Here is a 26960-nt window from a genome sequence, read left to right as displayed (position 1 = left end):
CACCGACCGGTTGAAATAGCTCGTGACAGTGGCATCCGATTAGTCTGGGTGTCTACACCCGCAGCCCTGGCCCATCTTGTAGGCTCAGAGGGAAACACGGAGCCTGAAAGCTTAGAAACCTACATCCTTTCAGACCAACTCTCTGTATCTGTCGATTTAATCAAGCTAGAAGCAACTCTTGACGGGCTTGAGGACTATCGAGTTCCACTCACAGAACATAATTCACTGGGAGATTTCACCCATCTCTCTACTGAGGCCAATCCCGAGTATCGGTCCGAGTGGAAGGGGGTGAACGTTCAAGGAGTAATGCCTGGCGCCAACGAGCAACAAGGGACTACACAGGCTGGAATCGCCCACTTCCAATTACAATCAGACGGTATCGTCGGGGGAAAAATCAGAAAACTCGGTGATTTCGGACTGCGGGCAGTTACCCAGGTCGGAGAATCCCGGGCCGATACACTCCATGAAGCCGGATTTAAGTCCAGGGCTGAACTCGCTTCAGCACCCGTCCGAGAGGTAGCCACCCTTCCTGGGATTGGCGACTCATTGGCCCGTACTATTATTGAATCTGCTCAGGTACTCGCGCAGAGAGAAATCAGGAAAGCACCGGGTGCAAACCTTCCAGACAAGGACCCGATTTTCATCGATATAGAAACTGATGGCCTCAATCCAACGATGATCTGGCTCATTGGTGTGCTCAATAGAGAGCCGGAGGATCGGTATATGCCATTCCTAGAACAGGACCCGACGAAACCCGGACAAGCACTTGAAGCGTTCCTGTCTTGGCTTGCTGAATTCGGTCAAGATCGACCTGTTGTGGCGTACAATGGCTGGAAATTCGACTTTCCAGTGATAGAGGAACACATAAACGAGTACTGTCCCGACTACCTGGATGTTTGGGACAATGTTTGGAAGCTTGACCTATACTACTGGGCAGTCAAAAAGAAGAACGCGCTGTTCCCTGGTCTGACAAATAAGTTGGAGGATGTTGCCCCCGCGGTGGGTTGGGAGCCACTTGATACCGGTTTGACCGGTGCAGAGGTCGGACGGCTGTTCCAACGGTATGCCGAAAACCCGTGCTCAGCTACTGAACTGGACTGGGAACGACACAAAACATACTGCGAAGACGATGTGCGAGCCCTAGCCCACATCTATGACACAATTAAGGAAACGACCAACCGAATGACTGGAGGTAGCAGTAACGGCTCCTCCTCTTCGACGGAAACCACTTCACAGGGAACCCTCAGCGATTTCTAAACAATGACACAGGACGATCCACTTTCGTTGAATGATGTACTGAATACTGAAACACTGGAAAATACCTTTCCAAACTACGAGAAACAGCTAGTTGACAGTATTACCGACCCAGAGAGAGATGCGGAACAAGTTCCTGCTGGGAACGTGCTTCCCACCGAACTTGCTGAGAAATTAGACAACGACTTGTATACTCACCAAGCGAAAGCCATCAACCAACTTCAAAAAGACAATCATGTTTGTGTGGCGACTTCGACCTCATCCGGTAAGACTTGGGTCTATACTCTGTATTACTGTCTAAGGAAGCTGCAGAATCCAGATGCACGAGCTCTATTCTTGTATCCGACCAAAGCGTTGAGCGCCGATCAAGAAAAAGCGGTCAACGATTTATTTGAGCAGTTAGGAATTGACGCGACTGCCGAAACGTATGACGGTGATACAAAACGTGATCGAAAGAAAATCATCAGAGATCGTGTCGATGTGATTATTTCGAATTTTGCGGGTATCAACACGTATCTCGATTCACATACGAAGTGGCGCGATGCGTTTCAAAACTGTGAATTGCTCGTTATCGATGAATGCCATACTTACACTGGTGTCCATGGAATGCATGTCTCTTGGGTGATTCGGCGTCTGCGACGTGTACTCGAATACTATGGTGGAGACCCACAGATGGTCTGTTCAACAGCCACTATTGGGAATCCAGGAGCACATTCTAAAGCGCTAACGGGTGCAGAGTTTGATGTTATCGAAGAGGATGGGAGCCCACACGGGCGCCGTGAGATAGCCCTTTGGCAACCACCTATACAGGACTCTGGAGATGGCGCGGTCCAGGGTCTGGCAGAAGATGAGATTCTCCCCTCGATGCGCCGAAATGCAGACGATGAAGCTGCTGGTGTGCTTGTCCATCTTGGTAAAAATGATGTCCAGACGTTGATGTTCACTGGCTCACGACAAGGGACCGAAATTGGTGTCAAGCGTGCTATTGAAGCCTCAAAAAAACACCCCGAGGGTGCCTACGTTGATCTCGAACCTTACCATGCAGGACTTAGTAAAAAGAAGCGCCGAGCAGTCGAGAACGAATTAGCCCAGGGAGGCCTCGATGGAGTAATTTCGACGAGCGCCCTTGAGCTTGGTATTGATATCGGTTCAATGGATGCAACTGTTCTTGCTGGGTATCCGGGCACGCGCCAATCGTTCTGGCAACGCGTAGGAAGGGCAGGGCGCGGAAAAACCGACTCTCTGTCTGTGTTCGTGCCGGAATCAGATGCGATCGACCAGTATATTCTTGATAATCCAGATTACCTGATGGACGAAAATATTGAAGACGCGGTAGTCGACATCTCTAACAACTCGGTATTCGCCAAGCATATCCTCTGTGCCTCGTCAGAACGCCCACTCACAGAAGAGGATGCAAAGTGGTTCGGGCCACGAGAACGTCTTGAACGCGCCATTGACATGTGGGAGGCTACAGGACAGATGGTCGGTGATCTCACGCGCGGTGCTCAATACAATGGAACTGCTCGTCCCCAGAGTGATATTTCTATGTACGCTACTACTGACGAGCAGTATCGAGTGAAGCAAGTCGACGGCGAGATAGACATGGAACCGCTCGACAAAGAGCGAGTCTACCGAGAGTACTACCCTGGCGCACTCGTTCTATATGATGGCGATCAATACGAGGTACAACGAGTCGTCGAAGATACATACAACCCCTATGTCGAATTGGAGGCCACCTCAACTCGAAATTATACTCAAGCCATTCATGACAAGAGTGTGCGAGACATCGAAGTTGACCGCTCGTATGATCTCGGTGATGGCTATCAGCTCTGTGCAGGAATGGGAACTGTACATATCAACTACAGTGCTTACAATGTTATCGACATTTACAGCGGTGAAGTAACGGAGGCTATGCTACCTATTGATCTTGATCCCATATCTCTCCGAACTCAGTTGATGTGGATTGCGTTCCCTCCAAGGATTATCGAGCAGGTCATGCAAGAAATCCCGGAAGACTCTTTGATTCAGCCAAAAGAGGACTCTGGATTTGCCCCAATGGGGGAACAAGAGTATACACTAGCTGGGGGGCTACATGGAGGTGAACACGGAATGATCAAAATGGCCCCGTTAGAACTTCGTCTCGACAACAGTGATATGGGTGGACTTTCCATTATCCGACATCCGGAACTCGGACAGCCAGCCTGGTTTATTCACGATGCGGTGGAAGGTGGCGTCGGGTTTTCGCACAGTATCTATGAAAATTTTGAGGCTGTTGCCCAACGCACCTTAGAGCGTATCGAGGGCTGTAGCTGTGGCCGAGATGTCGGCTGCCCCGCCTGTTTGATGAGCAGCCAGTGTGGGAATCAAAATGAGCCACTCCATCGGCCAGCCGCGAGCAGCTTGCTACGGGCGGCCTTGGGGAAAATTCGCGAAGAGCAGTAGATACTGATTCTGGATACTGTTTCAGGAATATTCCATTGCGAATTCGAAACAAAATATCACAGATTAATGAACCGTTCGTTAACCAGTCTTACGAGGCAATCAGCAGTGGTTTCATCGTTTTAGGCTCTGACCTTCGCTACGCTCCAAACTTGACACTCCCCACGTTGTAACGCACGTTCGATAACAGGAGACAAAAAGAAGTCAGACTTCGTTTTCGTCTCGGATTTCGATATTCCCGACGTTCAGATAGTGATCGAAATCCCCACCACTCATCGCCCTGCCAATCGCTGCATCAAAACTGCTGATATATATTTCCTCGTAATCTTCAGGTCCTTCCGGGGGAGACTCGGAAGGTGTTCTAACCGGCAGAGGTAGCTCGCAACGGCCCTCATCAATCCAGAGAACATCGACATAGTCTATTCTTGAGGAACCCCAATATAGCCAGAACCGGCGTTGGAATACGTTATGCTCGTGGTGAAAGTTATCTAGCCACGGTTCGTAGAAACTATTCTCGTCGTGAAGGCGTGTATCTTCTCCGTAGTCCTTCTCCTCAAGACGAAGATCTGGCTCGGGTTTATAAATGTACTCAGGGGGTGCATCAATGAATTTCCAGTCGCTTGACTGGGATTCATAGACCATCCGTCTAGGCTCGGATACTGATGGCATACCAATCCGTTCTAAATCCAATGATAAAAGAATGCCTTTGGCTTCCTAAATTTGGTCATCGACGGAACCATTCGAGTAAATGTTCGAAGACATCTTCGCCACCGGAAACAAGACGAATTGCCTTCGCAACGATGGAAACGCGATCGTCAGCTGTCATCAGCCCCAGTCGCTCTCCCCAACCAACAGCTGATGCCACTATTGGAACCACTTTCACGACCAGCGCTGCGAGGATTATTGGGAGCAGAACGATCATTATTAGAATAGTCTTGAACACTTCAGGTGCGAATTCCGAGAGGAGGGTGAGAACTACAAATCCCAAGACAACCCAATTTCGAATGAGTTCAAAAACGCTAGCGTTATAGAACCGATCATAGACCCAGAAGAGGAATCGCAACCATACTCCTGGCTGAGGATGGCCTGAATCCGAATCTGCGGGTTTCGTGGCCATTATGGAAGCTTATACTGCAGGCTCATCTCCGTACAAATGGGAAATTTGAGCCAAGATTTGGCTTTTGAGTTCATCCCAGTCTGGCTGATCCTTCTCTGATTCCATCTGCTCGATCCATTGCTGGTCGAATCCGAACAGCAAGTAATCTGAGTTCTCTGAACAGCGGATAATGCCCTCCACGTCCTGAAATACACCTTTCCGACAAGCCATCAGGAAGATCTCAGGGACCATCTCACGGACCTGATTTTGTTTCTCCCGTGGTGCTAGATCTCCCTCATACTCTAATTGAAGTACGACAGTTTCCTCGCGAACTACAAGGTTCTCGAAGTGAAGCTGTGGAATGCGGGTATTATTCTGAAGATAGTTGATGAAGGGCTGATAGTTCCGGCGAGTTGAGGGCATAGTACAATTCGGAGTGTCGTTTTTAATAGGTCTTGTGCTGAGAATACTGCCACTGACCATCAGAACCCTCTTTGGTGCTGTCTAAGACTGACCTGAATATATGGAATTCCCAGAAGAAATGGTCGTGGTTGCACTCGCCATTTTGGCGATCATCAGCGGTCTCCTTTTCATCACAGCGGGAATCGGGCTCTCATTGGTTCCTCCAACGGTACCGATTTTCGGATCAGCTTCTCAAATCTCCTCTGCACTCTACGTATCTGGTGGTGGTATACTCGTGACGGTGGGCTGTGTAGGAATATACTCGATATTCCGGGATTCACTCGGAGGCTCGCGTAGAAGAGGAGGATTCGACCGATAATCACGACCACAGGATACTACCCCCGCAGTAACTGTTGCAATAGCCACTGCCCCGATTACATCCATTTTTGAGCTACTAAAGAATGGCAACAGTTCTATCGGACCGGTAGCTCTGATTTTGAAAAATCAGTGTATACTAGTGAGTGCTCGCCGAGTCATCGCTCCATCCACATTCAAATATTGTTGGGCGGTTTCAAGATCTTTCCAGCCGAACATCGCCCGAAGAGCTGTCATATCTAACCCACGACCTGCATGATAAGATGCTGCAGTTGCTCTGAGCCCATGCGGTGATGTAGCATTTGAGCGTAGATCTGGAGCATGTTTTAGCGCGCTATCGAGTCGACGTTGAAGTGTCGACAATGAATACGGCCATCCTCCGTGTTGCTCGTCTAAAAACTCTAATGCAATATGGACCCGAGATGAGAAATGAAAAGGTACAGCACGAGCTGCTGCAGGTGTTTTTGGTTGCCAGTATTTTTTCCTGAGTGATGCATAATCACTGGGCGAATCTGATTGCTGACTAACCGCTTGGCGGCAGTATCCGCACAAGCCGCCGTTTTGCCCTTTCTCACATGAATGGTGGCTCGGAATTCGAATCATCTCTCGTTGCCAATCGATCCATTCCCCAGATAGATGTGTAAGTTCGCCTGGGCGAAGTCCTAACCGTCCACCAATAAGGATGATTGCACGTGCCTCTAAACTTGCACTAGTGTCCTTTAGTCGGTATGTGGCTTGAAGTAGTTGTTCGAAATCTCGTTCAGTGAGTGCGCTTTCGCGTGTCGGTGGCATGAATACGGCAATCTGTCGTGTACTGGTTAAGCCAAACTATGTATGATGCTCAGAGTAGTTATTCACTCGATTAGGGACCAATAGGCTCGCTACGGCTGATGTCGCTTCACTCGGTATCGATCTGACTATACTTCTAATAGCTGTGATTGTATTTTATCTGAATAAGATCGTTTACTGTTTTGTGAAAGATTAATTACTTATCCGAATCTGCGATAACCAATTCAAAACAGCCTGTTCAGCGTCGTTAATATTTGAAATCGAGTTCGGCCCACCGAGGAGATTTTTCACACCCTCACTCGTTACTGCTGGTTCTACAACAGCCGCTTGTTTGGCTTCGGCAACCTGACTGCTTCGGGAAACAGACGATCCACTCTCTCCACGCTGACCACAGACGAACTCCACATTATCGACTTCTGCTGGGGCCGCTTCGCGGACGAGCGCTTCGAATAGTGGGTCTCCAGGTAGGAGCAGCCGAATCGACGGGAACTGCTCAGCAATCTCTGGGTTGAACGTCACAACAACACCGCTACCCCCTCCAAGCTCTGCCTGAGCTGTCTCTCCAAGCGACTCCGGCATTGCTACTGTACCCTCCTCCGGCAGTTCCAGAACGTATACATCGTCAACGATATCTTCGAAGTCGTCGGCGCGGGCATGGTTCCGGAGGGCAGTGAACGACCATTCTGTCTCTTCGAGGCGGTCGCTTTGCGTAAGCTGTGTCTCTATCGTCTCTAAGCTCACCAATGGTTCATACGACCGATCACCGGTCCCGATCTCATCGAATGCGGGATAGCAATAGGGTTCCCACCCGTCAAGTCCGGAACTTTCGATTATCGCCTCTTTCGTCGATACCTCTTCTGGCTCACCTGCTAGCCCGGTCTCCTCGGCTTTCTCCTGGGCACGTTTTGCTCGTGAGTCCGCTTCTTCGACGACTTGCTCACTGGGCCTTCTTGCGTCCTCCGACCCGGAACTACCCATAACGGCGTCTTTGATGTCCTGCTCGATGCTGTTCAGTACCGGACGCATCGGCCCAACCACGTTCTCGAAAAGCTGCAACCGTCCCTCCAGTTCCTCGTAGATGTCGCCGTCGATGCTGTCCTTGTAGGCGTAGTTGATGATTTTCACGACCTCGTTCTTCTGGCCAATCCGGTCGATTCGACCGATGCGTTGTTCAACCCGCATCGGATTCCACGGTAAATCGAAATTGATCAGCGCATCCGCAGTTTGGAGGTTCAGACCCTCACTCGCGCTGTCTGTACAGATCAGGATATTGGTATCGCCGTCTGTGAAATCGCGCTTGATCGCCTCTTTACCGACGTTCACCCACTCGCCAGTCGTTTCGTCGTACTGCATCCCGCCACCACCACTGTAGGTACCGACGTTCGGATGCGTGTCTGTCAGGGTCTCACGGATGTGCTTGAGCGTATCGTGATATTGCGTGAAGATGATGATGTTATCACGGGCGCTCTGACGGAGTGAGCGAATGTCGCGGCGCAACTGCGCTACCTTCGGATCGGTGTGGGCCTGCCTGAGATCGTCCACGAACTCTTGGAGGGCCGTCCTCTCCGCCTGAATCACGTCAGCCGCGCCACGACTACTCGGCTGATAGGCGTCGAGGGATGCTTGGCCAATCGCCTCGTCGATTGTCGCCTCCGTCACTCCGGCATCCCTACTAAGCTCGGAGACCTCCTCGGTCATGTCCTCAACCTTCTCGTCGAGCTTCTCCATCCGGCGTTGGAGGCTCTGCTTGATGGCGTGGAGACTGCTCGTCAGCCGCTGACGATACGTGGTCATCACGAAGCCTAATGCGAGCTTCTCCTTCCCGGTCAGGACCTTCTGCGACTGCTTATACGTCTCATCAATATACTGCTCTACCTGGTCGTACAGTGGGGCTGCATCACCCAGTTCGATCCGTTTTGTCTCAACATCCCGAGTCGGAACCGTATCGTCGAGCAGTCCGAGATCCTGACACTGCTCCAAGACCGCTCGAGTATTCCGGAAGATGCGGGACTGAACCGGTGTCGCACACTGAGATGCCTCCACTAGGGCGCTCCACTCCGTTGGCCCGCAGTCGAAAATGAGCGAGCGCGGATCGTCAAATCGGGGTGAGATTTCGCGCACGCCGACGAGCTTTTCGAGGGCTTTCCGCTGTTGAATTGACTCCGTCTCCGTCTCCTCGACTAGCTCCTTCGCCTGCTCGTTGTAGCCGGGATTCGACGTGAGGTGTTCGTGAATGAGTCTCCCGAACCGTTCGATTCTTGGTCGGCCTTCGTCCTCCTCCAGATCGAGCTCTTTCTGGAACTGCTGGAGGACTTGTTGTTGTCCATCAGCTACATTCTGATAGCGAAAGCCGACGGTACTGAGGCTATCTTCGAGTGCCTGCCGTGTTTCGAAGAACTCGACGAATCGGTCCTTGTCGTCCCAACCCTCTGGGAGATCGCACAGTCGAAGGAGATCGTAGAGCTCGCCAACATTCAGCTGCATGGGCGTCGCTGTGAGAGCGTAGAGACACCGGGAGGTCTCTTCGGCCTGTCCGAGCAGGTCGTAGAGTTTCGTCTCCTCGCGAGCACTGTGCGCCTCGTCGACGACCGTGAGATCCCACACACTCTCATCGATACGTGGGGCGACGTGTGCCTGATTACCTTCGCGGCGGGCGGTATGCCACGACTCGATTACGACGGTTGGCTCATCTCTCTCCGTAACGAACGAACCAATCGGCGTGTTCTCCCACGCGTTGGCGTCGGCCGCTCCGGATGTGGGAATTCGGTGATCCTCTGTGTCTCCGAGAGGACCGATCATGTAATCGCCGTCATACGAACGTTCGTGATAGTAGGCGTGGATATTGAAGCGGTCGAGGAGTTCGTTCTGCCACTGCTGAACCAACCCTGCAGGAACCAGAAACAGTGCCTGCTCAGCCTCTCCGACCTGCATCAGCCGTGAGAGCGTCAGGCCTGCTTCGATGGTTTTGCCGAGGCCAACCTCGTCACAGAATAAGAGGTTATTCGGATAGATACTGACTGCTGTATCGGAGATCGTTCTTTGGTGGGGCCAGGGCGTGACAGTGCTGATTTCCTCTGCAAGATGGATCCCTCCTGGTGTTCGTCCGGCGATTGAGACAACGCCGGCGGTATCGTCTTCGGGAACCGTCGTCTGGGGGTCGTGATTCTTGACGCGTTCGACGTGTTCCTCGAGCGAGCCGTCTGTGTCCTTCCAGTCGATGAGGTCCTGGCGTGCAGCTTCGTCGAGCTCGAAGACGTCGACTGAGGGGTGGAAGCCGTTCCAGAGCGCGTTGAACGTCGAGACGTCTTCCTCGACGTACTTTGCTTCGCCGCGACTCCAGGAGCGATGCACTTTGAAGCGCTCGTAGTTGTACTGCCACGCGCTGAGCGTCTCGTTGATGCTCCCCTCGAAGCTGATTTTATTGCCCTCGCGATCCACGCCGATGCCGAGCTTCGGGTGAAAGAGTCCATCACCGCCTTTCGGATCGCCAACTTTGATTTTGAGGTCACCACGGTCAAGTAGGGTGGCGATGATGGTGAGCTGAGATTCCACCCACGGTGCGAGGGGTTCATCGGCATCGGGAAACATCGCACCCTTCTCGCGTTTCTGGAGGTCAGCTCCAGCGATAACACGTACTGTCCCATCGGTTTCAAGCAGGGAGTCAACGCCTTCGAGAGCGTGTGCCAGACTGCGCAAACTGAGATAGCCGGCGAGACGGTCATATCGGATAATCTCGTCGAGGAACGGCCGGTAGAACCGCTCCATGAGTATCCGATTGGTCCGGAACTCACTCTCGTATACCGGCTCCCACGAGACATTCTGGAGACTCATTTAATTGAAATCACTGAAGTCAGTCTGACTATCTCCATCCTCCTCGTCGCGGACGTTGAGATTGATGTTGCTGATATCGATATCGAGGTACTCGCCCGTCCGCCCCGATAGGATGTCTCGGAGTGTTTCCGCGGTGTCGTGTTCTGGAGGGAGGACTTCGAGGAGAGCGGTGACAGTGGTACTGAATCGCTTGTCGTTCTTCACTCCGCGATTGGACAGCCATTCCCAAGCGGCTTCTGGACCTTTGTTTTCGTAGACGTGGATGGCAGAGTGGACAGCATCTATGCCATGACTGAACCGCTCATCAGTCGGATTGACAGGATACTTGCGGCTAGATACCTTTTCGCCATTTTCGACACGTACGATGTCTTGGACTCGGTTGCTGTGGGTCTTGATCTGGACATCACCACTGCTTTTGCCCCAGATTTTTGTGTCACGTTTCACGTCGTCAATGTTGACTCCAACACCGATTCCGAGTTGTCTGGCCTCGTCGTAGGGCATCGTGTCTGATTCGTAAATCAGCCAGGAGAGAACATACCAGCGCGTGAGTCCGTCGAGATCATTGAAGCCTTTTGTGTCAAGGTACCGTTCAGCGAGGACTTCTGCGACGGCGTCGCGGGCGGCGGTAAGAGCGTCGCGTGGAGGGACTTCGTCTCCTTTCTTATCCACGACGGGGTAGTTATCCGCGAACACGCGCAGTGTTGGACCGAATGCTGCGATTATCGTGTCCGTCTTGGTAAGGCTCAGACCGGAGTCCAGAAGCTCTCTCGCAGCCTTCTTCGCTTCAGACCGAGTCTCAGCTTTCACATCGTCCCAAAGTGTTGCCCCGCCTGCATCCTCCTTCTCATGCAACGGTTTCCGTCCAGTTAGAAGGATTGTGCTGTCGGCACTCTGGCTTCCGCGCATCACGACACGGTTTGGCATCTCACTCGTGATCGGATGCGTCGCGGTTATAGTAAACCCAGCTTCGATGAGTGACATCGACAGCGTATCCCACGCATCGGTCTCCTTGTGAGTGAACATAATCGTCAGGACACCGCCCGGTTCGAGAGTCTCGTGAAGTTCAGAGAAGATGTCTGCCATCTTCTCTTCATAGTCATCTTTTGCGAGTTGTTTCTTTGACTTCTCACCGTCAAGCCCCTCGAATCTTGAGGTGTTCGCGACAGCTTCGTCAGCCTTGTTAGTAAGTTCTGAGCTGAAGAACTCCGGATGGGTATCGCTCAGATACGCCTTTTGTAGGACATAGAAGCCATCGGCCAATTGGGCATACATAACGCTGTCATAGTATGGCGGGTCGACGACAGCAGCTTGGACGGAATCTTCTCCGATTTTCGACGTTAGATCCGCGGCGTCACCACAGTACACTTCTGCTGCATCTCGCCCCTCAGCCATCTTCACGAGTTGCTCATAACAGTCGATGACCTTCCTTGAGTTATCCTCGTAGCCCATCGTCTCCGAGACTAAATTGTTATCGCAGAACACCCGCCGGAACGAGTAGTTATGCGACATAAACATATTAGCAGGATATCCTCTCCCAGTATCCCATGGTGACATCCGAGAGTTACGATCAATCATTTTACTGGCAGATATCGTAAGGATTGTCAGGATAGCTTCTGCCTCACGTGTCCCATGTTCTGAGCGAATCTCTTCGGCGCATTCTTGAAACGCGTTACAGTACTCGTAATGAGAGACGAGCTGGCGAGGGTTGAAGATATCTCTCCATTCTTCCATCCCATAGGTCGCCGGATCGGTGATACGACTACTCACTTCGACTTTTTCGGACAGGAAAGTGAGCAGCTCGAAGTCGGATTCGATACGCTCTTCAGCATTCTTGAGGGCTTGCTGGTCGAGATTGTCTCCTGCCCGGTACCCTGAGCCACCACGGGGATCGTCGTACTTGACACCGTAAATCTGGTACTCAAACTCACCGTTCTTCAGCAGTTCCCGAGTCTCTTCATACTCGGTAATTACGCCACAGTGAGGGCACTCTACGTCCGAGCGCGATACTGTACCTTCAGACGGATCGAAGTCTGTGTTGGAGTTTTCTGTGAGCTCAACGCATTCATACGATACATATCCGTTTTCGTAATGGGGTTTGATCGCGATACCTTCGCCGGCGCTGCGCTTTTGTAGCCACCATTTCGGCACCAACGGAACTGTTCCGGCACACGATTCGCACTGGATATGGTACGTACACGCTGAGGCCAGTACCTCACGGCCCTCCCGTTCCGTAGGATACAGATCTTTGAGCTCCTTACTCGCTTTTTTCTGAATCTTGTTTCGCCACTTGTAGAGCTCATCTTCAAGCGACCCAACTTCCGGCGCGTATTCCAACATCACCTTTAGGATCACCGACGGGACCGGATTCAACTCGTTCGCTATGGTTGGCAACCCGTAGCGGATCGATTCGAAAGGAATCACTCCACCGCCAGCGGTCGCATCTAGAACGGTCGGTAATTCGTCATCCCATGTCTCTCGCAACGATGTATGCAGGTCTGCGAGTTCTTCGTCAGTGGGAGACTGCGTAAACGGTCTTGGATAACCGTACCACTCACCGAGCGTTCCGTCGCGATTTCCTTCGGTCCTCTTGCGCTTTTGCACGTACTCGCTGATGTTCTCTTCTAGACCTTCTGGACCAATCTGCATAAGCGACAGCAGCTCGTCCGCACTTGTTCCCTCCTCCATTACTGAGCCAAGAATCGCTAGACGGGCTGCTGGAGTAGGACGTCGAGCGAACCACGGGTGGATATACCGATGCGGCGGCATGTGCTTCGGATTCGCTTCCTTGAGATTCTCAATTCCCACCGCTTTCAGAGGAAGTTCGCCCTCGATCGCCAACGAGGTGAACTCATCGTCAGATTCGCGCTCGGTCTCGGATGTTGTGTGAGAGTCGCTCATAGGATTGGAAATCTCGTCAGATGTGGTCGGCAAGCAGGACGCGGAGTGCTTTCGTGCCGCTGGGTGAGGACGGTGATCGAGCCTTGGCGTGCCAGTAGTAGCACTCACCTAGGCTCATCTGGTCGATGCCTTTCGCCACTTCTCGGAGGCGATCACGGCGGCGCATCGGCTTCATGGCACGGAACGCAATCGAAAGCCGAACCCCGGCCGCTTCGGGGAGACTCACGCTTGCTGGGTCTCCTGTACAGACAGTCTCGGGACCGAGATCCAGATCACGAAAAGTGGATTCGATGAGGGAACTCACCTCGTTGAACGCCCCACCACGCAGCGTGGCAATACGAATCGCACACCAGTCATCCCAGTCGTATGCCGTATCGTCGCTTCCAGAGAGTTCCGACGGAGAGCTATCACCGACGATAGCGTCGTCTAGCTCGCACACTGAGATGGTCACAGATTTGCCGGTCCTCTCGAACCGGTCCCGGCGAGCGGTTGCGATATCACCGGGTGCCAGCTCATACAGCGATATTTCGTGCTGGTCGTCAACCCGGTTCCGCGTCAAGACGAACGTGGGCCGATTCCCGTATGCGCCGGTGGTGAAGGCGAACGAATTGCCCTCTGCTATCCCGTGGCTCATGATTGCGCCACCTCGCTGGACTCGACAACGCGAATCTGTGTGTGCATCGTGACTGTGAACGCGTTGTCGACCGCGAGGAGGTCGTCAAGCGCATCGAACGTCTCCCCATAGAGACGGTCATCGGCGTCGTCGAACTCGATGGCGAACTCGGCCTCTGCGGTACGACCGCCGTCAGGGCCTGCGAGATCCTCCGGCTCCATATTGAACCGGAGATGGCTCGCGAAGACGTCCGGGCGGCCATTGAAGTCGACTTCGAACTCCGATTTCGAGTCAGCCCCGTCGTTGGCCTCGTAGTCGAAGTCCATGGTGGTGTCCTCCGCAAAATCCTCATCATTGCTGAGTTTATTCGCAGTGAACCAGGCACCTTTCCACGCATCAGCGCCGTCGATGCGGATCCACACGCCTTCCACAATCGGTGTCAGTTCGTCAGGATGCCCATCGTATTCCTCGCGAGCGCTGGTGAGCTCATCGGCGATATCGGCCCGCATCTCTTGCAGTGCACGGGAAACGTGTGCCGGTTCGGAGGTGCGAACCTCGATGAGTTTACTGAACGGCTCCGGTTCGTCATCGCCACCGCCACTCGGACCGTCATCACTACCGCCGATGGTCTCGTCATCATCGCCATCGGTTGTCTCCGCCTCCGTTTCCTCGTCATCGTCGGGTTCTTCCCACTCAATCTCACTCCCGACATCGTCGACCAGATCGTCGAGCGAGGTGTACAGCGTATGTGATTGTGAGAGCTTGACGGTCTGATAGCTGAGACCTGCATCGAGATTCATCGCGTCGTCAAGATCGTGGTCATCTGTGGAGAGCGCTGTTCCGGATTGGTAGTGTCCGGTCTGCTGGTCCCCATCCCAGTACGCGTACCCGTCTTCACGCACAAGACGAGCAATCGTCTTTCGCAGGGGAATCGGCGACAGGAGAATTTCCGCATCCTGGCGCTTCCCGAACTGTTCTTCCAGGGCCCGCGTCGTCATCGAGGTCGCACCGACGTTCCAGATTGTCGCCTCGAACCAATCGACACCATAGGCGTCCTCACCTTCGGGGATGATTGCGCCGGCCTCGTCGAGTTTCTCGATAACACTCTGATGGATGGTGCTGTCGGTCGTGACGTTCCGATGGGCAAGCCCGTTCCCAGTCGGGAAGTAGAGGTGCGTATATGCCTTCTTGATGTCCTGGTCCAGTGTCCCTTTCGCGCTATCGAGGCGTTCACCGAGTTTATCCTGCTGTTCAGTGTTGAGTTCGTACTGGTCACCGAGATTGTTCTGGATGTGCTTGATAGCGGCGACCCGTTCGGCAGTTCGCTTCGCGTCTGTCACATCGTTCGCGCTGGCCGCGAGGAAGACGACGTTGTTCTTGAACACTCGCGGGGTCTTCTGCCCACCACTCGACGATGCCGTGTTCTTGAACAGGGTGGTGATGGTCTCCGGAACGGTCTCATAGTCAGTAATCGTGACCGTATCGAAGTCCATCACGCACAGATGGGCTTCGTCAGCCGTATCCGGAATCTCGTGTGGTTCTTCCGGTCCGACAATCACGTTGAGACTGCCCTGACCGAGCGCCTCATCGAGGGCCTCTTCAAGATGCCGGCGGGCAAGTCCATCTTGCAGTTGTTCGACGACGGAGTCGACGAGTTTCGTCAGGTTCGGCTCCGATTTGAACTGGATTTTCTCCCCGTTGTCTCCATGTAGGTAGAAGCACGCAGATAGTCGTCCTTCGCCTAAGAGGTTATTGAGAGCATCATCGTAGTGGGCCAACTCAACCTCGGGATTAGCGATTGCATGTCGAAGTGGACGGCGTGTGGTTCCCCGTCCGTCGGCACTTTTGACGATGCTCTTCCAGAGAATCGTCGTCGTGAGCTGTGTCCCAAGCGGTGGGTGGCCGTTAGTGACCCAATTCCGGTCTTCTTCCTCAGCGTTCGCAGTCCCATCCTCGGAGAAGATATCCGCCTTGATAGCTGCCTCAAAGTCCATATCAACCGAGCCGAACAGTCGAAGGAGCGTTGAGCGGACGTCACCATCGGAGGGGTGCAGATCGAACAAGCGAACGAAGTGGCGTTCCTGGTTGTCGTTCTGGTGCTGCCAGAGCCGGTGGACGGCGCGAGAAAGGAGTTTGAGTGCGCCGCGAGTCCGCTGGAACGAGGGTAACGAATCGAGTTCCTCTGTGAGCGTATCGATGACCGTTGGATGAATCGGATAGCTATCTTCGAGCCGTTCTCGATGCTCTGGATTCGCTGTGCTGTCGGGGAAGGAATCGCGATCCCCGGTATAGAATGAAGCGTAGGTGTCTACAGTCGCATCGCGACCACCTTCGTCGACACTCTCGAACAAGCGGTGCCGAAGGACTGCAGCGATTTCGTTGTCTTCGGTGGGTGTGATGGACCCTTCCACACGGTCGCTGATGCTGTTAAACTCCGAAATCGTCTCCGAGACGAGACCACGAACGTCCTCAGCTTGGTCAGCGAAGGCAGTGTCAGCGATGCTGAGAACAACGGTGACGTTATCATTGTTCTGTGTCGCGGACAACAACGACATCAGGAAGGTATTCGTTTGTTTTGCGAGCGTGGAATCACCAATCTCGACAGCAGCAGCCTGTTCGAGATAGGCAGCGATCTCGTCGAGGAGGATGAGTGAGGGATTGTCGTTTCGCTCGAAGAGCCGTTCGAGCTTGGTGGTTCCTGGTGGAGTGCGATTTTCGTCGTTCTCACGCAGGAACTCGTAGCCCTCACGCCCGAAGAGTTGGTACGCCATCTCGCCCCACATCGTGTTCGTTGCGGGGGCCTCGGGATCATCGTAGTTCGAGCGAGCGTCTTCAGCATCAACATGGGTCCCAACGAAGACAGCAGAATTGACATCAAGACCGAGTGCGGCAGCGTCAGTGTATTCGTCGGCGATATCTTGGTCAGTGATGAACTCGGACAGATCAGGGACAGCAGTGGGTGATTCTGCGAGATGGTATGCAGCTATCTGGTTGTGCGTTTTTCCGCCACCGAAGCTGGTGTCCAGACGAAGAATCCCGTTAGTACCTGTGTAGTCGTCGTTATGTGCGCCGACGAAACGGGTTGCGAGACGTGTGAGCAGCTCCTGAAGACCGCCAGTGGGATAGGTTTTCTCGAAGAAAAGACGTGGATCAGAGTAAACGCCGGGTGCATCGTCGCTATGGGCTACATCTGCGAGACTGGCTGCGAACTGGTCTTCGGCAAGTTCACCCGTGAGGACGTCCTGACGCGGTTCGCAAGCATCGAAGATGGTTGGTGTGTGTGCTTTTCCGGCCGAAGCGGGTGTAGAATCACTCATTGGATTCCATGAGGGGTTAGCTGATTGCTGCCCCGACCGACACGGAAACGCTTCATATCATAGATTATCCTACAATAATTACCAATAAAGAGATTCGTGAGTGACCTACAGGGCAGTTTGCTCAATTGATGAGCTACTAGTGTGGGCAGTTCTAGAAAAGAGCCAGCCGACTGCTTACCACTAATATGTAACATACTACTCGTCACATGTCACCGCGCGGTACAAGTCAGTTGCGGCTCGCATAGAGCATTGGATTAGTCACTCTATTCATACACGGTCGATGACCTGTCAGTGCTAAGCTCGCCCTGTGACTTAGGAACAATTGTACTTGGGGCAAAATGAGCCAAGCGACGCTTAGCTCAACGCCTTACCGAAATTCGAGTCTCTTTTCGGGGTACTATCTCGATGAGCGAATTGATGATCTCGAGGAGTGGGAGTGTAACGCCGAAGCTACGGAGGCCTTCGAAGACCTCCAAGAACTCTGGGAACTGGAGGGTGACCTGCTTCCCGGCTACAAAGAAGACGAGCTGTTGAGTTCGTGGATCGACGAAGTACTCGATATCCTCGGGTTTGGGAGGCAATCGGAGACGACTGTCCCTGGTGGAAAGGGCTACAATGACCGACTGCTGTTCGACTCCGACGAGACGCGCCGAGAGGCGGCTAAGCGGGCGCTGGACGGGAACGATGATGCTATGTACGGCATGGCGTCGGCCGTCCTCGAAGCCAAGCAGTGGGGCGCAGATTTCACAAAAAAGTTCGACGAACACCGTTCCTACCGCGACGCATCTCACCAGATTAAGTACTATCTGGAGAAAACACCCGAACGGCTCCAGTGGGGGATTCTCACTGACGGCAAGAAGTGGCGTCTCTACGGGACGAAAGACTACGCCACAGAGATTTATTACGAGGTCGACCTACCCGAACTGCTGGCCAGTGGCGATCTGGAGCGGTTCAAATATTTCTACGCGTTCTTCCGACCGGCAGCATTTCGCGAGACTGGCGGAACGACCTTTCTGGATACGGTCTGGAACGAATCGGAGACGGCGGCCCAAGAGTTAGGTGAAGACCTCCAAGATAACGTCTTCACTGCGCTTCGCGTGCTGGGAGAGGGGTTCATCGAGACGAACGACCTCGATATCGACCCGGAGGACGAAGCAGCCCGAGCCGAGCTGAAAGAGCAGTCGCTCGTGTTGCTGTATCGGTTGATGTTTGTTCTCTACGCGGAGTCTCGTGGGCTCATTCATCCCGACGACCCCGAAGCTCAGGACGAATACGAGGAGCTATTCAGCCTTGACGAGCTCCGTGCTGAGATTCACGAGGACATCACGTCGGGCGATATCTACGAGGATTACAGCGACCGGTCGACCCAATTCTGGGCGCGACTGGAGAACCTCTTCGAGCTCGTCGACGAAGGCGACGAGGAACTGGGGATACCGCCCTACAACGGTGGGCTGTTCGATGAGGAAAGCAATCAGTTCCTGGCGGAAAACGAAGTATCTAACCGGTATATCGCCGAGGTGATTCACCGGCTCGGGACAACCGAAGGCGACGACGAGGACCCCGTCCTGGCCGACTACGCCGATTTGGACACCCGGCACCTTGGCAGTATCTACGAAGGGCTATTAGAACACGAGTTCCGCATTGCCTCCGAACCATACGCCGCGGTCGCTGAGGATGGCGGCCAGGTCTGGAAGCCAGCGACGGAGGTGAGCGTCGCCGACGCTGTCGAGGACGTTGAGAAAGGCGAGCTATACGTGGTCAACGACGACGGCGAGCGCAAGGCTACGGGTGCGTACTACACGCCCGACTACGTGGTGTCGTATATTGTTGAGGAGACCATCGACCCGCTGCTAGACGATATTCGCGCGGAACTGGAGGCCGACGGGCTGGAGCCCAGTGACCAGGGCTACTTCGGCCGGTTCTACAGACAGGTCCAGGAGCTAAAGATACTCGACCCGGCTATGGGCTCGGCGCATTTCCTGACCAGTGCGACGGCGTATCTCACCGAGCAGGTGATGGAGGTCGTCCGCGAGCAGGAGGAACAGGGTCGTGACGAGCAGGAGATTCGACGGACCATCGCGAAGGAGTGTATCTACGGCGTCGACGTCAACGGGATGGCCGTCGAGCTGGGGAAGCTCTCGATGTGGCTGGAGACGCTGGCGGCCGACAAGCCGCTGGCGTTCCTGGATCACCACCTGAAGGCTGGGAACTCGCTGGTGGGGTCGGATATCTCGGAGGTGCTGAGCGATGAGAATAATTTGGAAGGGCAGATTACGCTGACACAGGTATTTGCCCAAGCTCGACAGCAGACATTAGAGCACGTGATGGAGTTGATGGAAGACCTGCTGGCCATCGACAATGAGAACTACGAGGATATCAAGTCGATGGAGGCGATCTACGACAAGATTCGCGATGACCCGCTATATAAGAGACTCTTCGAGATTGCGAACGTGCACACCGCCGAAGAGTTCGGGCTGGACGTACCCGAGGGCGTCTATGAAGAGATGGCGGGTGCGATCGAGGACGGTGAGGAGTGGGCTGAGATTCAGGAAGAGGATTGGTTCAAAAGCGCGCAGGCGACCGCTGAAGAGGTGGATTTCTTCCATTGGGAGCTGGAGTTCCCCGAGGTGTTCTTCGGGTCGGGTGGGGAGCGGTTAGAGGGTGCTGGGTTTGATGCAGTAGCCGGAAATCCACCGTACGCAAAAATACCAGGTGAGGTTGCGGATTGTATCAATCCTGACGTTACAAATGACCTCTATTCTCAGTTCATCGTGAGGGCTGGCGATTTCACGCGGGAAGGTGGGTATCTTTCTTTCATCGCCCCAACATCATGGGAAACGGGTCCGGATTATGATTCGGTCAGGGACTTTTTGTTATCCGATGGCGCGCTGCAGACGCTGGTCAATTTACCATACGATGTTTTCGAAGATGCATACGTGGATACGGGTATCTTTGTTTGGCAAAAAGGTCGTGAAGGAGACGAGTGTGATATCGCAAATTTAAGTGGCACACGTTTAGATCCTGAGGTGGCAGTTGCTAATCTCGAACTCACTGGCGTTCCAGTGAAGCAGTGGCAAGAAATCGGTTTTATCGCGCTCAGTAGAGATTTTATCTCGCTCTACAACCGAATTGGAGGACAAGACACTCTAGGAGAGCACACAGAATCAACAAGGGGTGTCCTTGTTACGGATGAGGCTATCGAGAGTGAAACTGCAGACACACCAATCTGTACGAACAGTTATTCGAGATATGAGACTATTGGTGCCAATGACTCTGCAGATTGGGAGCTATTGGATGAGTGTCCTCCGTCAAAAGAAGTATTTGAGGGCAGCCGATTATTGGTTCGAAGATTAGTCAGTCGGGATGACCGGTTACTTGGAACGTATTCATCTGAGTTTTTTGTCTCTAAGAAAGACGTGTATATTTTCACATCTGAGGAGTTCTCTGAGAAGTTTTTACTAACTATATTGAACAGTACTCTCCTTTCTTGGTGGCACTTTAACGTCGAGCTTTCTGCTTCAAAAGACGATTTTCGTCAGGTAACGCTAACTGGGCTACGTGAGCTACCATTCCCCAATATCCGGCAATCTGATGCACGCTCAGAAGTGTCTGAAAGCTCTGTCAGGCAATGCATAAGCGGGGAACTGGATATAGATTCCATACTGACCACTCTTGCTATTGAAGGGGGAGCAGATTCAGCAGCACGAGCAACTATGGAAAATTTGGCAGATGAAATGCTTCGGCTTCAGAATAAATTAAGTAACCTGAATCTCTCGCTTCGGGACCACTTCGGCTCTTATTCTGACGGTCCAACCCTTGCTGACATTGGACTTACTCAACCGCCCAAAGGTTCCGCCGACACAGTCCTTCAACAGACCGTTGAAGAGAGGCCCAATCTCAAAGTGGGTGAGGCCGTGGTCAATCGTGAGTCCGACACGACGGTCGAGATTCGGCTCACCGCACGCTACAAACCGGACCCAAGTAAAAAGGGCAAAGATGCGTATACCGAGACCGAGCCACTGCCGGCGCTGCGGATTACGGACCTCTCCGAGACCGAGGCTGACCTGATTGAGGCGTTCGTCCCGGTGGCCGTCGATAAAGCCGGTGGGTTTGGTGAGTTTCGCGAGACGGCGACGATTACATACTCGCTGGTCGACCGGCTGCGGCAGCTGACGCTGCCCGCTGTCGACGAGGTTCGGGACGGGCTGGAGAGTTACATCGAGACGAAGGAGCGAGCCGACGAGCTGGAAGGGAAAATCGAGCGGACGGACGAGTTGATTGACGAAATCGTCTACGAGCTGTACGGGCTGACCGAGGAGGAAATCGAGATTGTGGAAGAGGCGGTGGGGGAGTAGAATGAGGTCCCAGCCTTGATCGAAAACCGATCGGAATCATGAGCGATGTAGGCAATGCAGATGACATCGGCTTTGCTGCACTCGTTTTTTGGGATTTTGTAGATGAATCTGATGAAAACGAACTGCTCACTACCCTCACAGAGCTTTATGGAGCAGAACCAGAGGAGTACGGCGGTCCGAGACTTGGTGGGTCCGGAGGCTGGTATCATCGAGTTGCAGGCAACCAGCAAAATGAGCTCGAAGACTCAGAACCGTTTGAATCGGTACGGACTCTGGTGCAAGGTAAAGCAAGGGGCATCCTCGATGTGACAACCTATGCTATCCTCTCGCAGGAACAAATACAGTCACTATTCACTGGCGAAAACAATCGCCAGATAGAGAAGCCGCAATCACAGCTTTCGGAGCCCTTAGCGGAGATTCCGACCCTGGTAGATCATGAAGAGACGGGTCACAGTGGTGTATACTATGCTGAGTGGGAGGGCGAGGAACCGTTGATTCCAGAAACAGAAGAAATCGAGAAGGCTGATATCATAGACAGACTGCATGAGATAGGTTCGTCGCTCTCAGCTTTTGGTTTTCAAACTGGCGGGCTGCTGTCGCTGATTAGAGGTGGTGTATTTGTTTGTCCGAGAATCCTTATGCAGCCCTTCGATGGCCTATCCGCAGTCCGAAGGGACGCTCATCCAGATGCAGAACCATTTGATGAGCTAATCTTCCCACCGGGCTGGGCTGCTGAATTTGATTCACTGAGACGGTATTACCGGCTCAAAACGTGGGCGGACTCTCGCTGGCGCAAATTTCACGACTTCGATGAGAAGGCCAGTGATGCTCGCGATGAGCTATTAGCGTTGTCATCAAGTCAGACAGATGTCGATGGGGTGCTACCGGTCTCTGAGCAGATTCAAGCGTTGCAAATCGAATACACAGAGTTCCGGACTCGATTTGAGGCTGAATATCAAGCGTTACAAGACGATCTCGGTGGCGAAGTTGATGAGAACTCTACCAGTGAAGTCCCGTATGATACAGCTATTGCTCCGTCGGATTCAGCCACACTCGACACTGGAGACAGATCACACTCTGTGATAGAATATTTTGAGAGCAGTGCTGAACAGACCTTTGAGCAGGTTGACGAGCGGCGTGAAATGGTGTCGAACAAAATCGATTCACTGGTATCTTCAATCGAGAGTCGGACACGGTTAGCAGCCACCGATGAGAATCTGACATTGCAAAGTCGGGTGACGAGACTCACCTGGTTATTGACTGTCTTGACAGTGGTTCTCGTAATTCTGACCTTTGTTCTGGTCGGTATCGAGCTTCTCTAAAGGGCTATCAGACTACAACCCACCGGCTGAAGGCTGCTACGGACATTGTTACGGCCACGCTCGTAGACCTCCTGGTCTGTCGCCTACTTGTATTCACAGCCGAACGTCGGCTCGCCGAGCCACTCCAGAAACGCCTCGGTCATCGCCAGAACTGTTAGATATTCGTGAACAAATTTATTACTCATATAGTTTCCATGTTAAGATAGATTCGCAGGATAGAACCCGTTCGACAATAAATCAATGGTACGGAGTCGACTTTAGTATGGACATTGCCCCCTCAGACATCGAGGATAAATCCACGCGAGAAGTCCTGGATGAACTTATCCAATATGTTGTTACGAGCGGTGAGGAGATGGAATCCAAGACAACTCGCAGCGGGGGGCAAACTGACCTCAACATCTATCTTTGCGACAATCAGGATTACGACATTGGAGAACTGGATCAGTGGGTGACGTACATCGCGGAGAACGATGGTATAACCGGACATGCTGAAAACTACGTTGGTGAACACACTTTCTCGGAGCAGGTAATCGATGAGGATATTTCGCTGGTCGGGATTTCTACACCAGCGAAGAATCGGGAGGATGAGTTTGTTTTCGTGGCAAAAGACGGCTATCTATGGGTTCTTACGACTGTTCACAGCGATTGGCGGGATAAGACAATCGAGAATCTACTCAACTATCTACCGTGTGTCGAACGGCTATATCTCTCTGCTGACGACCTGAGAGAGTTGACCGATGAGGTGAAAGATGCGCGTGTGTCCGGCTTCACTGCAAAGTATCACGCTCCGAACCGGGAAAGAGATGCGACGCTCATATTCTCCGGGGCGGAGGAAAATGACCTCGAAGATGCGGAGGAGACCTTTGACGCCAAACCCACTCGGATAGAGTTCGACCAGACCAATTCCCCGGCAACTGCCATCCAGGGCTCTAATACGAATGAGGGCCGGGTAACGATGCGGTCTGTCAAACGTGGCTCCGAAGGGAAAGCTGTAGATACGATAATGGGTCTCACAGCCGGATACCAGGAGCTGGACCGGCAGAGTTTCGAAGTCGAACATGCTCCGGTGCGGCAAGAACTCGATAGCGGCTTCACTGTTGACGGATTCACCGCAGTCGAACTCACCGACCCCGACCGAGAGCAGGCGACGAACGAAGAACTGATAGCTGATTTAGAGGAAAATATCCTGAACGGCAATCAATACCGCTACGGTATTCGTGATGAGCAACGAAAGATCCGGGTTTACGATACCGACCACGACGAACTATTTGACGTAGCGCTTGAGCCACCGAACATCATTCTCTACGCCCGTGAGTCGACGACTGCACTCTCACTACGGTCTTTCGTTCGGGATGTCTACGACGACTTGGACTCGACGTACTCGCTGAGCAAATCGCATAATCCGGTGGCAATACAGTAGCTATGGATGAGGTGACAGAGGGGGTACGGCAACGGCGCGAAGTCAACACGTACAATCTCTTTTACTCCGCTGTCACCGAACGAGCGACGCCGGCGCTCTACAATCATGGTGTCCGTATTCCGATGTTCTTCCCGGAAATCAGTAACCCGCGAACCGGTGTGACTGCAGAGCCAGATTTTGTACTGTACGACGGGGAGACTTGTGTGCTCGCGGAGATTAAGAGCGGGAATAATATTGATGGGCGCGATATCCGACAGATGCGGGAGTGTGCAAGCATCGATATCGAGGCCGCGGAGGAGGCCTTACGAGCCGCCCAGGTCCGTGACCGGATTGGACTCAGTGGAACCGTAACGGCTGTTGAGCCAATCATCATCTATCAAGACATGGACGAGGAATATTTGGAGGAGGTGCGTGAGGAGTCTACGCAGTTCGCAGATACTGTTGACGAGCTGACGAACCATGCCGTGCTGATGACGCAGGACTATGGTGGTGAACTTCGACCACTCGCGGGTGAGTTCAACGATTCGGGGAATCTACAGTCGCTTTTGCGGCGCGGAATAGAATTACCCGAGAACCCGCCCGACCAGCTCATGCTGACCGAAGGAATGGAGCATGAAGTGCTGGCCATGGCGGTCGCCGACGTATGGGGTGAGCAAGCACTAGACCACGACGATGGGATAGAGGTTAGTCGGACCGAGGTTCGTGACTATTTCGCACCGAAGCACAACGTCGGCCTCACCGAGTTGGAATTAGTATTTGATTTTCTTGTCGAATTCGGAGCCTGTGAGCAAGTCGAGAATCACACGTATCGGTTCACCCGTGACCACATGGACGCCGTTTTAGCGGTTGAGCAACAGGTGCTCTCGGAGACTGTGCAGGATTACCTGCATGGCTCCGAGCAGGCCTCGCTGACCGACAGTTTTGACGGGAATTAGTCTGAAATGTGGTGTAACTTCGGATTTAATCAGGGCTGGCAATAGGCTCCCTTCTCCAGGGAGCGATGCGATCGAAGAGCGTGCAGGGAGGAAACGAGCGCAAGAAGGTAGTCCTTCCTACGGCCCAGTCAAAACCCGGCCAGTTTATCAATCCAACCGTCACCGCAGAATCTTTCGGTCAGAACCGTTGCACTCTCCTATGGGGCTTCCTCCATAGGCTTATGTCTATGGAGGTAATAACATAGGCTAGCGGATGGCGTCCTATACGACAATCGAAGACTGGCGGGATGTCGAAGACGGCTACGTTGTTGCAGTGACCATCCGACAGACTGACGATAAAAAGTACCCGTGTGGCTGGGACTACAGTCTGCATCTCGGCGAAGTTGGTGGCGATACCATCATCCGATACGACAACGCTCACGAACAACAGAAAGGACACGAGCGCCACACCCAGACCGATGTCGAATATATCGATTTCCCCGGGATGCTCACGCTGTACGACCAGTTCAAAGAGGAAGCTGAAGAACTATCTCCCGTCTCATGGGACTGGTCATCATAGAACGCTTCAAGGAGGATTACACTATGCCAACGCTCAAAGTCACCGTCGGTGAACGCGACCGTCTCGATCAGCGTGCTCGCAGTCGCATCAAGGCTGCACAGGAAGGGAAGGACCTTGAAGATGTCCAACCAGTTCTCAATTTCGAATCGTACACCGAACTTAGCCGGCTCCTCAGCCCAAAGAATCTGCAGTTACTAGAGGCGATCTCAGAACACGGCCCTGAAAGTATTCGTGAGGCTGCTGAACTTGTCGACCGAGACTACAAACAGGTCCATCGGAATCTCACTGAACTCGAATCGATCGGTGTTATTGAGTTCGAGGGAGGTGGCTCTGGGCAGGCGAAGAAGCCGTTATTGACCTACGATGGGCTCGAAATCGATATCCCGTTTGCTGGATCGAATGATAATATCGGTGCTGCTGCGCCGTGACAGTTACTGGAGTCATCAAAAGGTGGATAACTTATACACTCGGTTGAGGCCGCAGAAATATGCCCGAGATCGGCATCTATGCCCGTGTCTCGACTACAGACCAAGACCCACAACGTCAGCTCGACGAACTGCAGGAGTTCGCCGACCACTCGTACAACGAACCGGAGATTCACGCCTACACAGACATCATTAGTGGGACAAAAACCGACCGGGGTGAGGAATACCAGCGTCTCCGTTCGGATATTGAAGACGGAGCCTTGGACGTTGTCATCGTCCACGAACTCTCTCGTCTTTCCAGACTCGGCGCCGGCGAAATCCACGAGTTTCTCGAGTTCTGTCTCAGGCATGAAACCGGGATTCAAGATCTGGAAGTCGGGCTCGAACTCAGCCTTGATGATGACCTCGTCGACAGAGCGGTGAGTCAGCTAATTGCTGGTGTGATGGGTGACCTCGCTCGCGTAGAACACAAACAGAAGCTTCGCCGGATTCAGTCTGGTATCGACGCTGCGAAAGATGCCGGCCGATGGACTGGACGGCCTCCAGCAGGGTTCGACGTTGAAGATGGCTACCTCCAGGTCAACGCTGACGAGTTCCTGACTATTCGACGGGCGCTCGAACGCGTCGCTCAAGGCTACTCCTACGCTGAGGCAGCTGACGGAACGCCCGTCGCTGAGTCAACATTGCGGGCTCTTTACGATGATCGCCGGGACCTGTATTTCTACGCTGAAGCCGGAGACGAGCGGCTCCAAGCTGCCGCACAAGAACTCGAACCCCTAGAGAAACCGGATCTCCCCATTGATACAAGCCTCCCCGAGCAGGACATTCGGACCATCGTTCGCGATGAGATCCGCCGTCATCAGCAGTAGTGACGCGACACTGCATACTGTGCGACAGCCGCCCGCCCGGTGGATACATACACTCGGCAAA

18 protein-coding genes are annotated in these 26960 nt (G+C 53.2%); 10 read left to right on the top strand and 8 right to left on the bottom strand.

The features are described from left to right. The first annotated feature begins 48 nt into the window (after nt 1–48). Nucleotides 49–1257, top strand: coding sequence for a ribonuclease H-like domain-containing protein (locus P1L40_RS22810; RefSeq protein ID WP_284011871.1), 1209 nt, complete (start codon nt 49–51; stop codon nt 1255–1257). 3 nt (nt 1258–1260) lie between these two features. Then, nucleotides 1261–3696 carry a DEAD/DEAH box helicase gene (locus P1L40_RS22805; protein ID WP_284011870.1) on the top strand — a complete coding sequence of 812 codons (2436 nt, stop codon included), beginning with the start codon at nt 1261–1263 and terminating at the stop codon, nt 3694–3696. Nucleotides 3697–3897: 201 nt separating this feature from the next. On the opposite strand, the gene P1L40_RS22800 is transcribed toward P1L40_RS22805, so the two are convergent. From P1L40_RS22800 to P1L40_RS22790, 3 genes are read right to left on the bottom strand one after another with little or no spacing between them, the layout of a single operon-like run. Then, entirely contained in the window at nt 3898–4362 is a 465-nt protein-coding gene (locus P1L40_RS22800; protein ID WP_284011869.1) for a hypothetical protein, read from the bottom strand. A gap of 55 nt (nt 4363–4417) precedes the next feature. Further along, nucleotides 4418–4810, bottom strand: a complete 393-nt coding sequence (locus P1L40_RS22795) for a hypothetical protein (protein WP_284011868.1) — start codon at nt 4808–4810, stop codon at nt 4418–4420. A gap of 9 nt (nt 4811–4819) precedes the next feature. After that, a complete protein-coding gene (locus P1L40_RS22790; RefSeq protein WP_284011867.1) occupies nt 4820–5212 on the bottom strand; it encodes a hypothetical protein in 393 nt (130 codons plus the stop codon). Nucleotides 5213–5312: 100 nt separating this feature from the next. On the opposite strand from P1L40_RS22790, the gene P1L40_RS22785 reads away from it, so the two are divergent. After that, nucleotides 5313–5570: a hypothetical protein gene (locus tag P1L40_RS22785; RefSeq protein ID WP_284011866.1), complete on the top strand. Its 258-nt coding sequence runs from the start codon at nt 5313–5315 to the stop codon at nt 5568–5570. 125 nt (nt 5571–5695) lie between these two features. Here the strand turns inward: P1L40_RS22785 and P1L40_RS22780 are convergent, their stop codons facing one another. The 5 genes from P1L40_RS22780 to P1L40_RS22760 all read right to left on the bottom strand — a co-directional run bounded on the left by P1L40_RS22780 (nt 5696) and on the right by P1L40_RS22760 (nt 17014). Next, complete coding sequence (locus P1L40_RS22780; protein WP_284011865.1) at nt 5696–6358, bottom strand: tyrosine-type recombinase/integrase; 663 nt, start codon at nt 6356–6358, stop codon at nt 5696–5698. Between the two features lie 189 nt (nt 6359–6547). After that, nucleotides 6548–10186 carry a DEAD/DEAH box helicase gene (locus tag P1L40_RS22775; RefSeq protein ID WP_284011864.1) on the bottom strand — a complete coding sequence of 1213 codons (3639 nt, stop codon included), beginning with the start codon at nt 10184–10186 and terminating at the stop codon, nt 6548–6550. Further along, nucleotides 10187–13084 carry a DUF1156 domain-containing protein gene (locus tag P1L40_RS22770; protein WP_284011863.1) on the bottom strand — a complete coding sequence of 966 codons (2898 nt, stop codon included), beginning with the start codon at nt 13082–13084 and terminating at the stop codon, nt 10187–10189. 16 nt (nt 13085–13100) lie between these two features. Next, nucleotides 13101–13718: a DUF7680 family protein gene (locus P1L40_RS22765; protein ID WP_284011862.1), complete on the bottom strand. Its 618-nt coding sequence runs from the start codon at nt 13716–13718 to the stop codon at nt 13101–13103. Beyond that, nucleotides 13715–17014: an ATP-binding protein gene (locus P1L40_RS22760; protein WP_284011861.1), complete on the bottom strand. Its 3300-nt coding sequence runs from the start codon at nt 17012–17014 to the stop codon at nt 13715–13717. The genes P1L40_RS22765 and P1L40_RS22760 overlap by 4 nt, the downstream gene beginning before the upstream one ends. 338 nt (nt 17015–17352) lie before the next feature. Between P1L40_RS22760 and P1L40_RS22755 the strand changes: the two genes are divergently transcribed. The 7 genes from P1L40_RS22755 (at nt 17353) to P1L40_RS22725 (ending at nt 26899) form a co-directional block, all read left to right on the top strand. Next, a complete protein-coding gene (locus P1L40_RS22755) occupies nt 17353–21369 on the top strand; it encodes an Eco57I restriction-modification methylase domain-containing protein (RefSeq protein WP_284011860.1) in 4017 nt (1338 codons plus the stop codon). A gap of 38 nt (nt 21370–21407) precedes the next feature. After that, the gene (locus P1L40_RS22750; protein ID WP_284011859.1) at nt 21408–22691 is read left to right on the top strand and encodes a hypothetical protein; all 1284 of its coding nucleotides are present in this window, start codon (nt 21408–21410) and stop codon (nt 22689–22691) included. Between the two features lie 262 nt (nt 22692–22953). After that, nucleotides 22954–24111 (top strand): hypothetical protein, encoded by a 1158-nt coding sequence (locus tag P1L40_RS22745; protein WP_284011858.1) that lies wholly within the window; start codon nt 22954–22956, stop codon nt 24109–24111. Between the two features lie 2 nt (nt 24112–24113). Continuing rightward, nucleotides 24114–25046, top strand: a complete 933-nt coding sequence (locus P1L40_RS22740) for a hypothetical protein (RefSeq protein WP_284011857.1) — start codon at nt 24114–24116, stop codon at nt 25044–25046. A gap of 253 nt (nt 25047–25299) precedes the next feature. Then, on the top strand, nt 25300–25605 hold the full coding sequence (locus tag P1L40_RS22735; protein ID WP_284011856.1) for a toxin-antitoxin system TumE family protein: 306 nt from the start codon (nt 25300–25302) through the stop codon (nt 25603–25605). A gap of 23 nt (nt 25606–25628) precedes the next feature. Further along, the gene (locus P1L40_RS22730) at nt 25629–26033 is read left to right on the top strand and encodes an HVO_A0114 family putative DNA-binding protein (protein ID WP_284011855.1); all 405 of its coding nucleotides are present in this window, start codon (nt 25629–25631) and stop codon (nt 26031–26033) included. Nucleotides 26034–26092: 59 nt separating this feature from the next. Continuing rightward, the gene (locus tag P1L40_RS22725) at nt 26093–26899 is read left to right on the top strand and encodes a recombinase family protein (RefSeq protein WP_284011854.1); all 807 of its coding nucleotides are present in this window, start codon (nt 26093–26095) and stop codon (nt 26897–26899) included. Nucleotides 26900–26960 lie beyond the last annotated feature (61 nt).

This window comes from Haloarcula pelagica (assembly GCF_030127105.1).
Classification (GTDB): Archaea; Halobacteriota; Halobacteria; order Halobacteriales; family Haloarculaceae; genus Haloarcula; species Haloarcula pelagica.
Note: the sequence above shows the minus strand (reverse complement) of the source record. Positions and strands in the feature narration are given on the sequence as shown.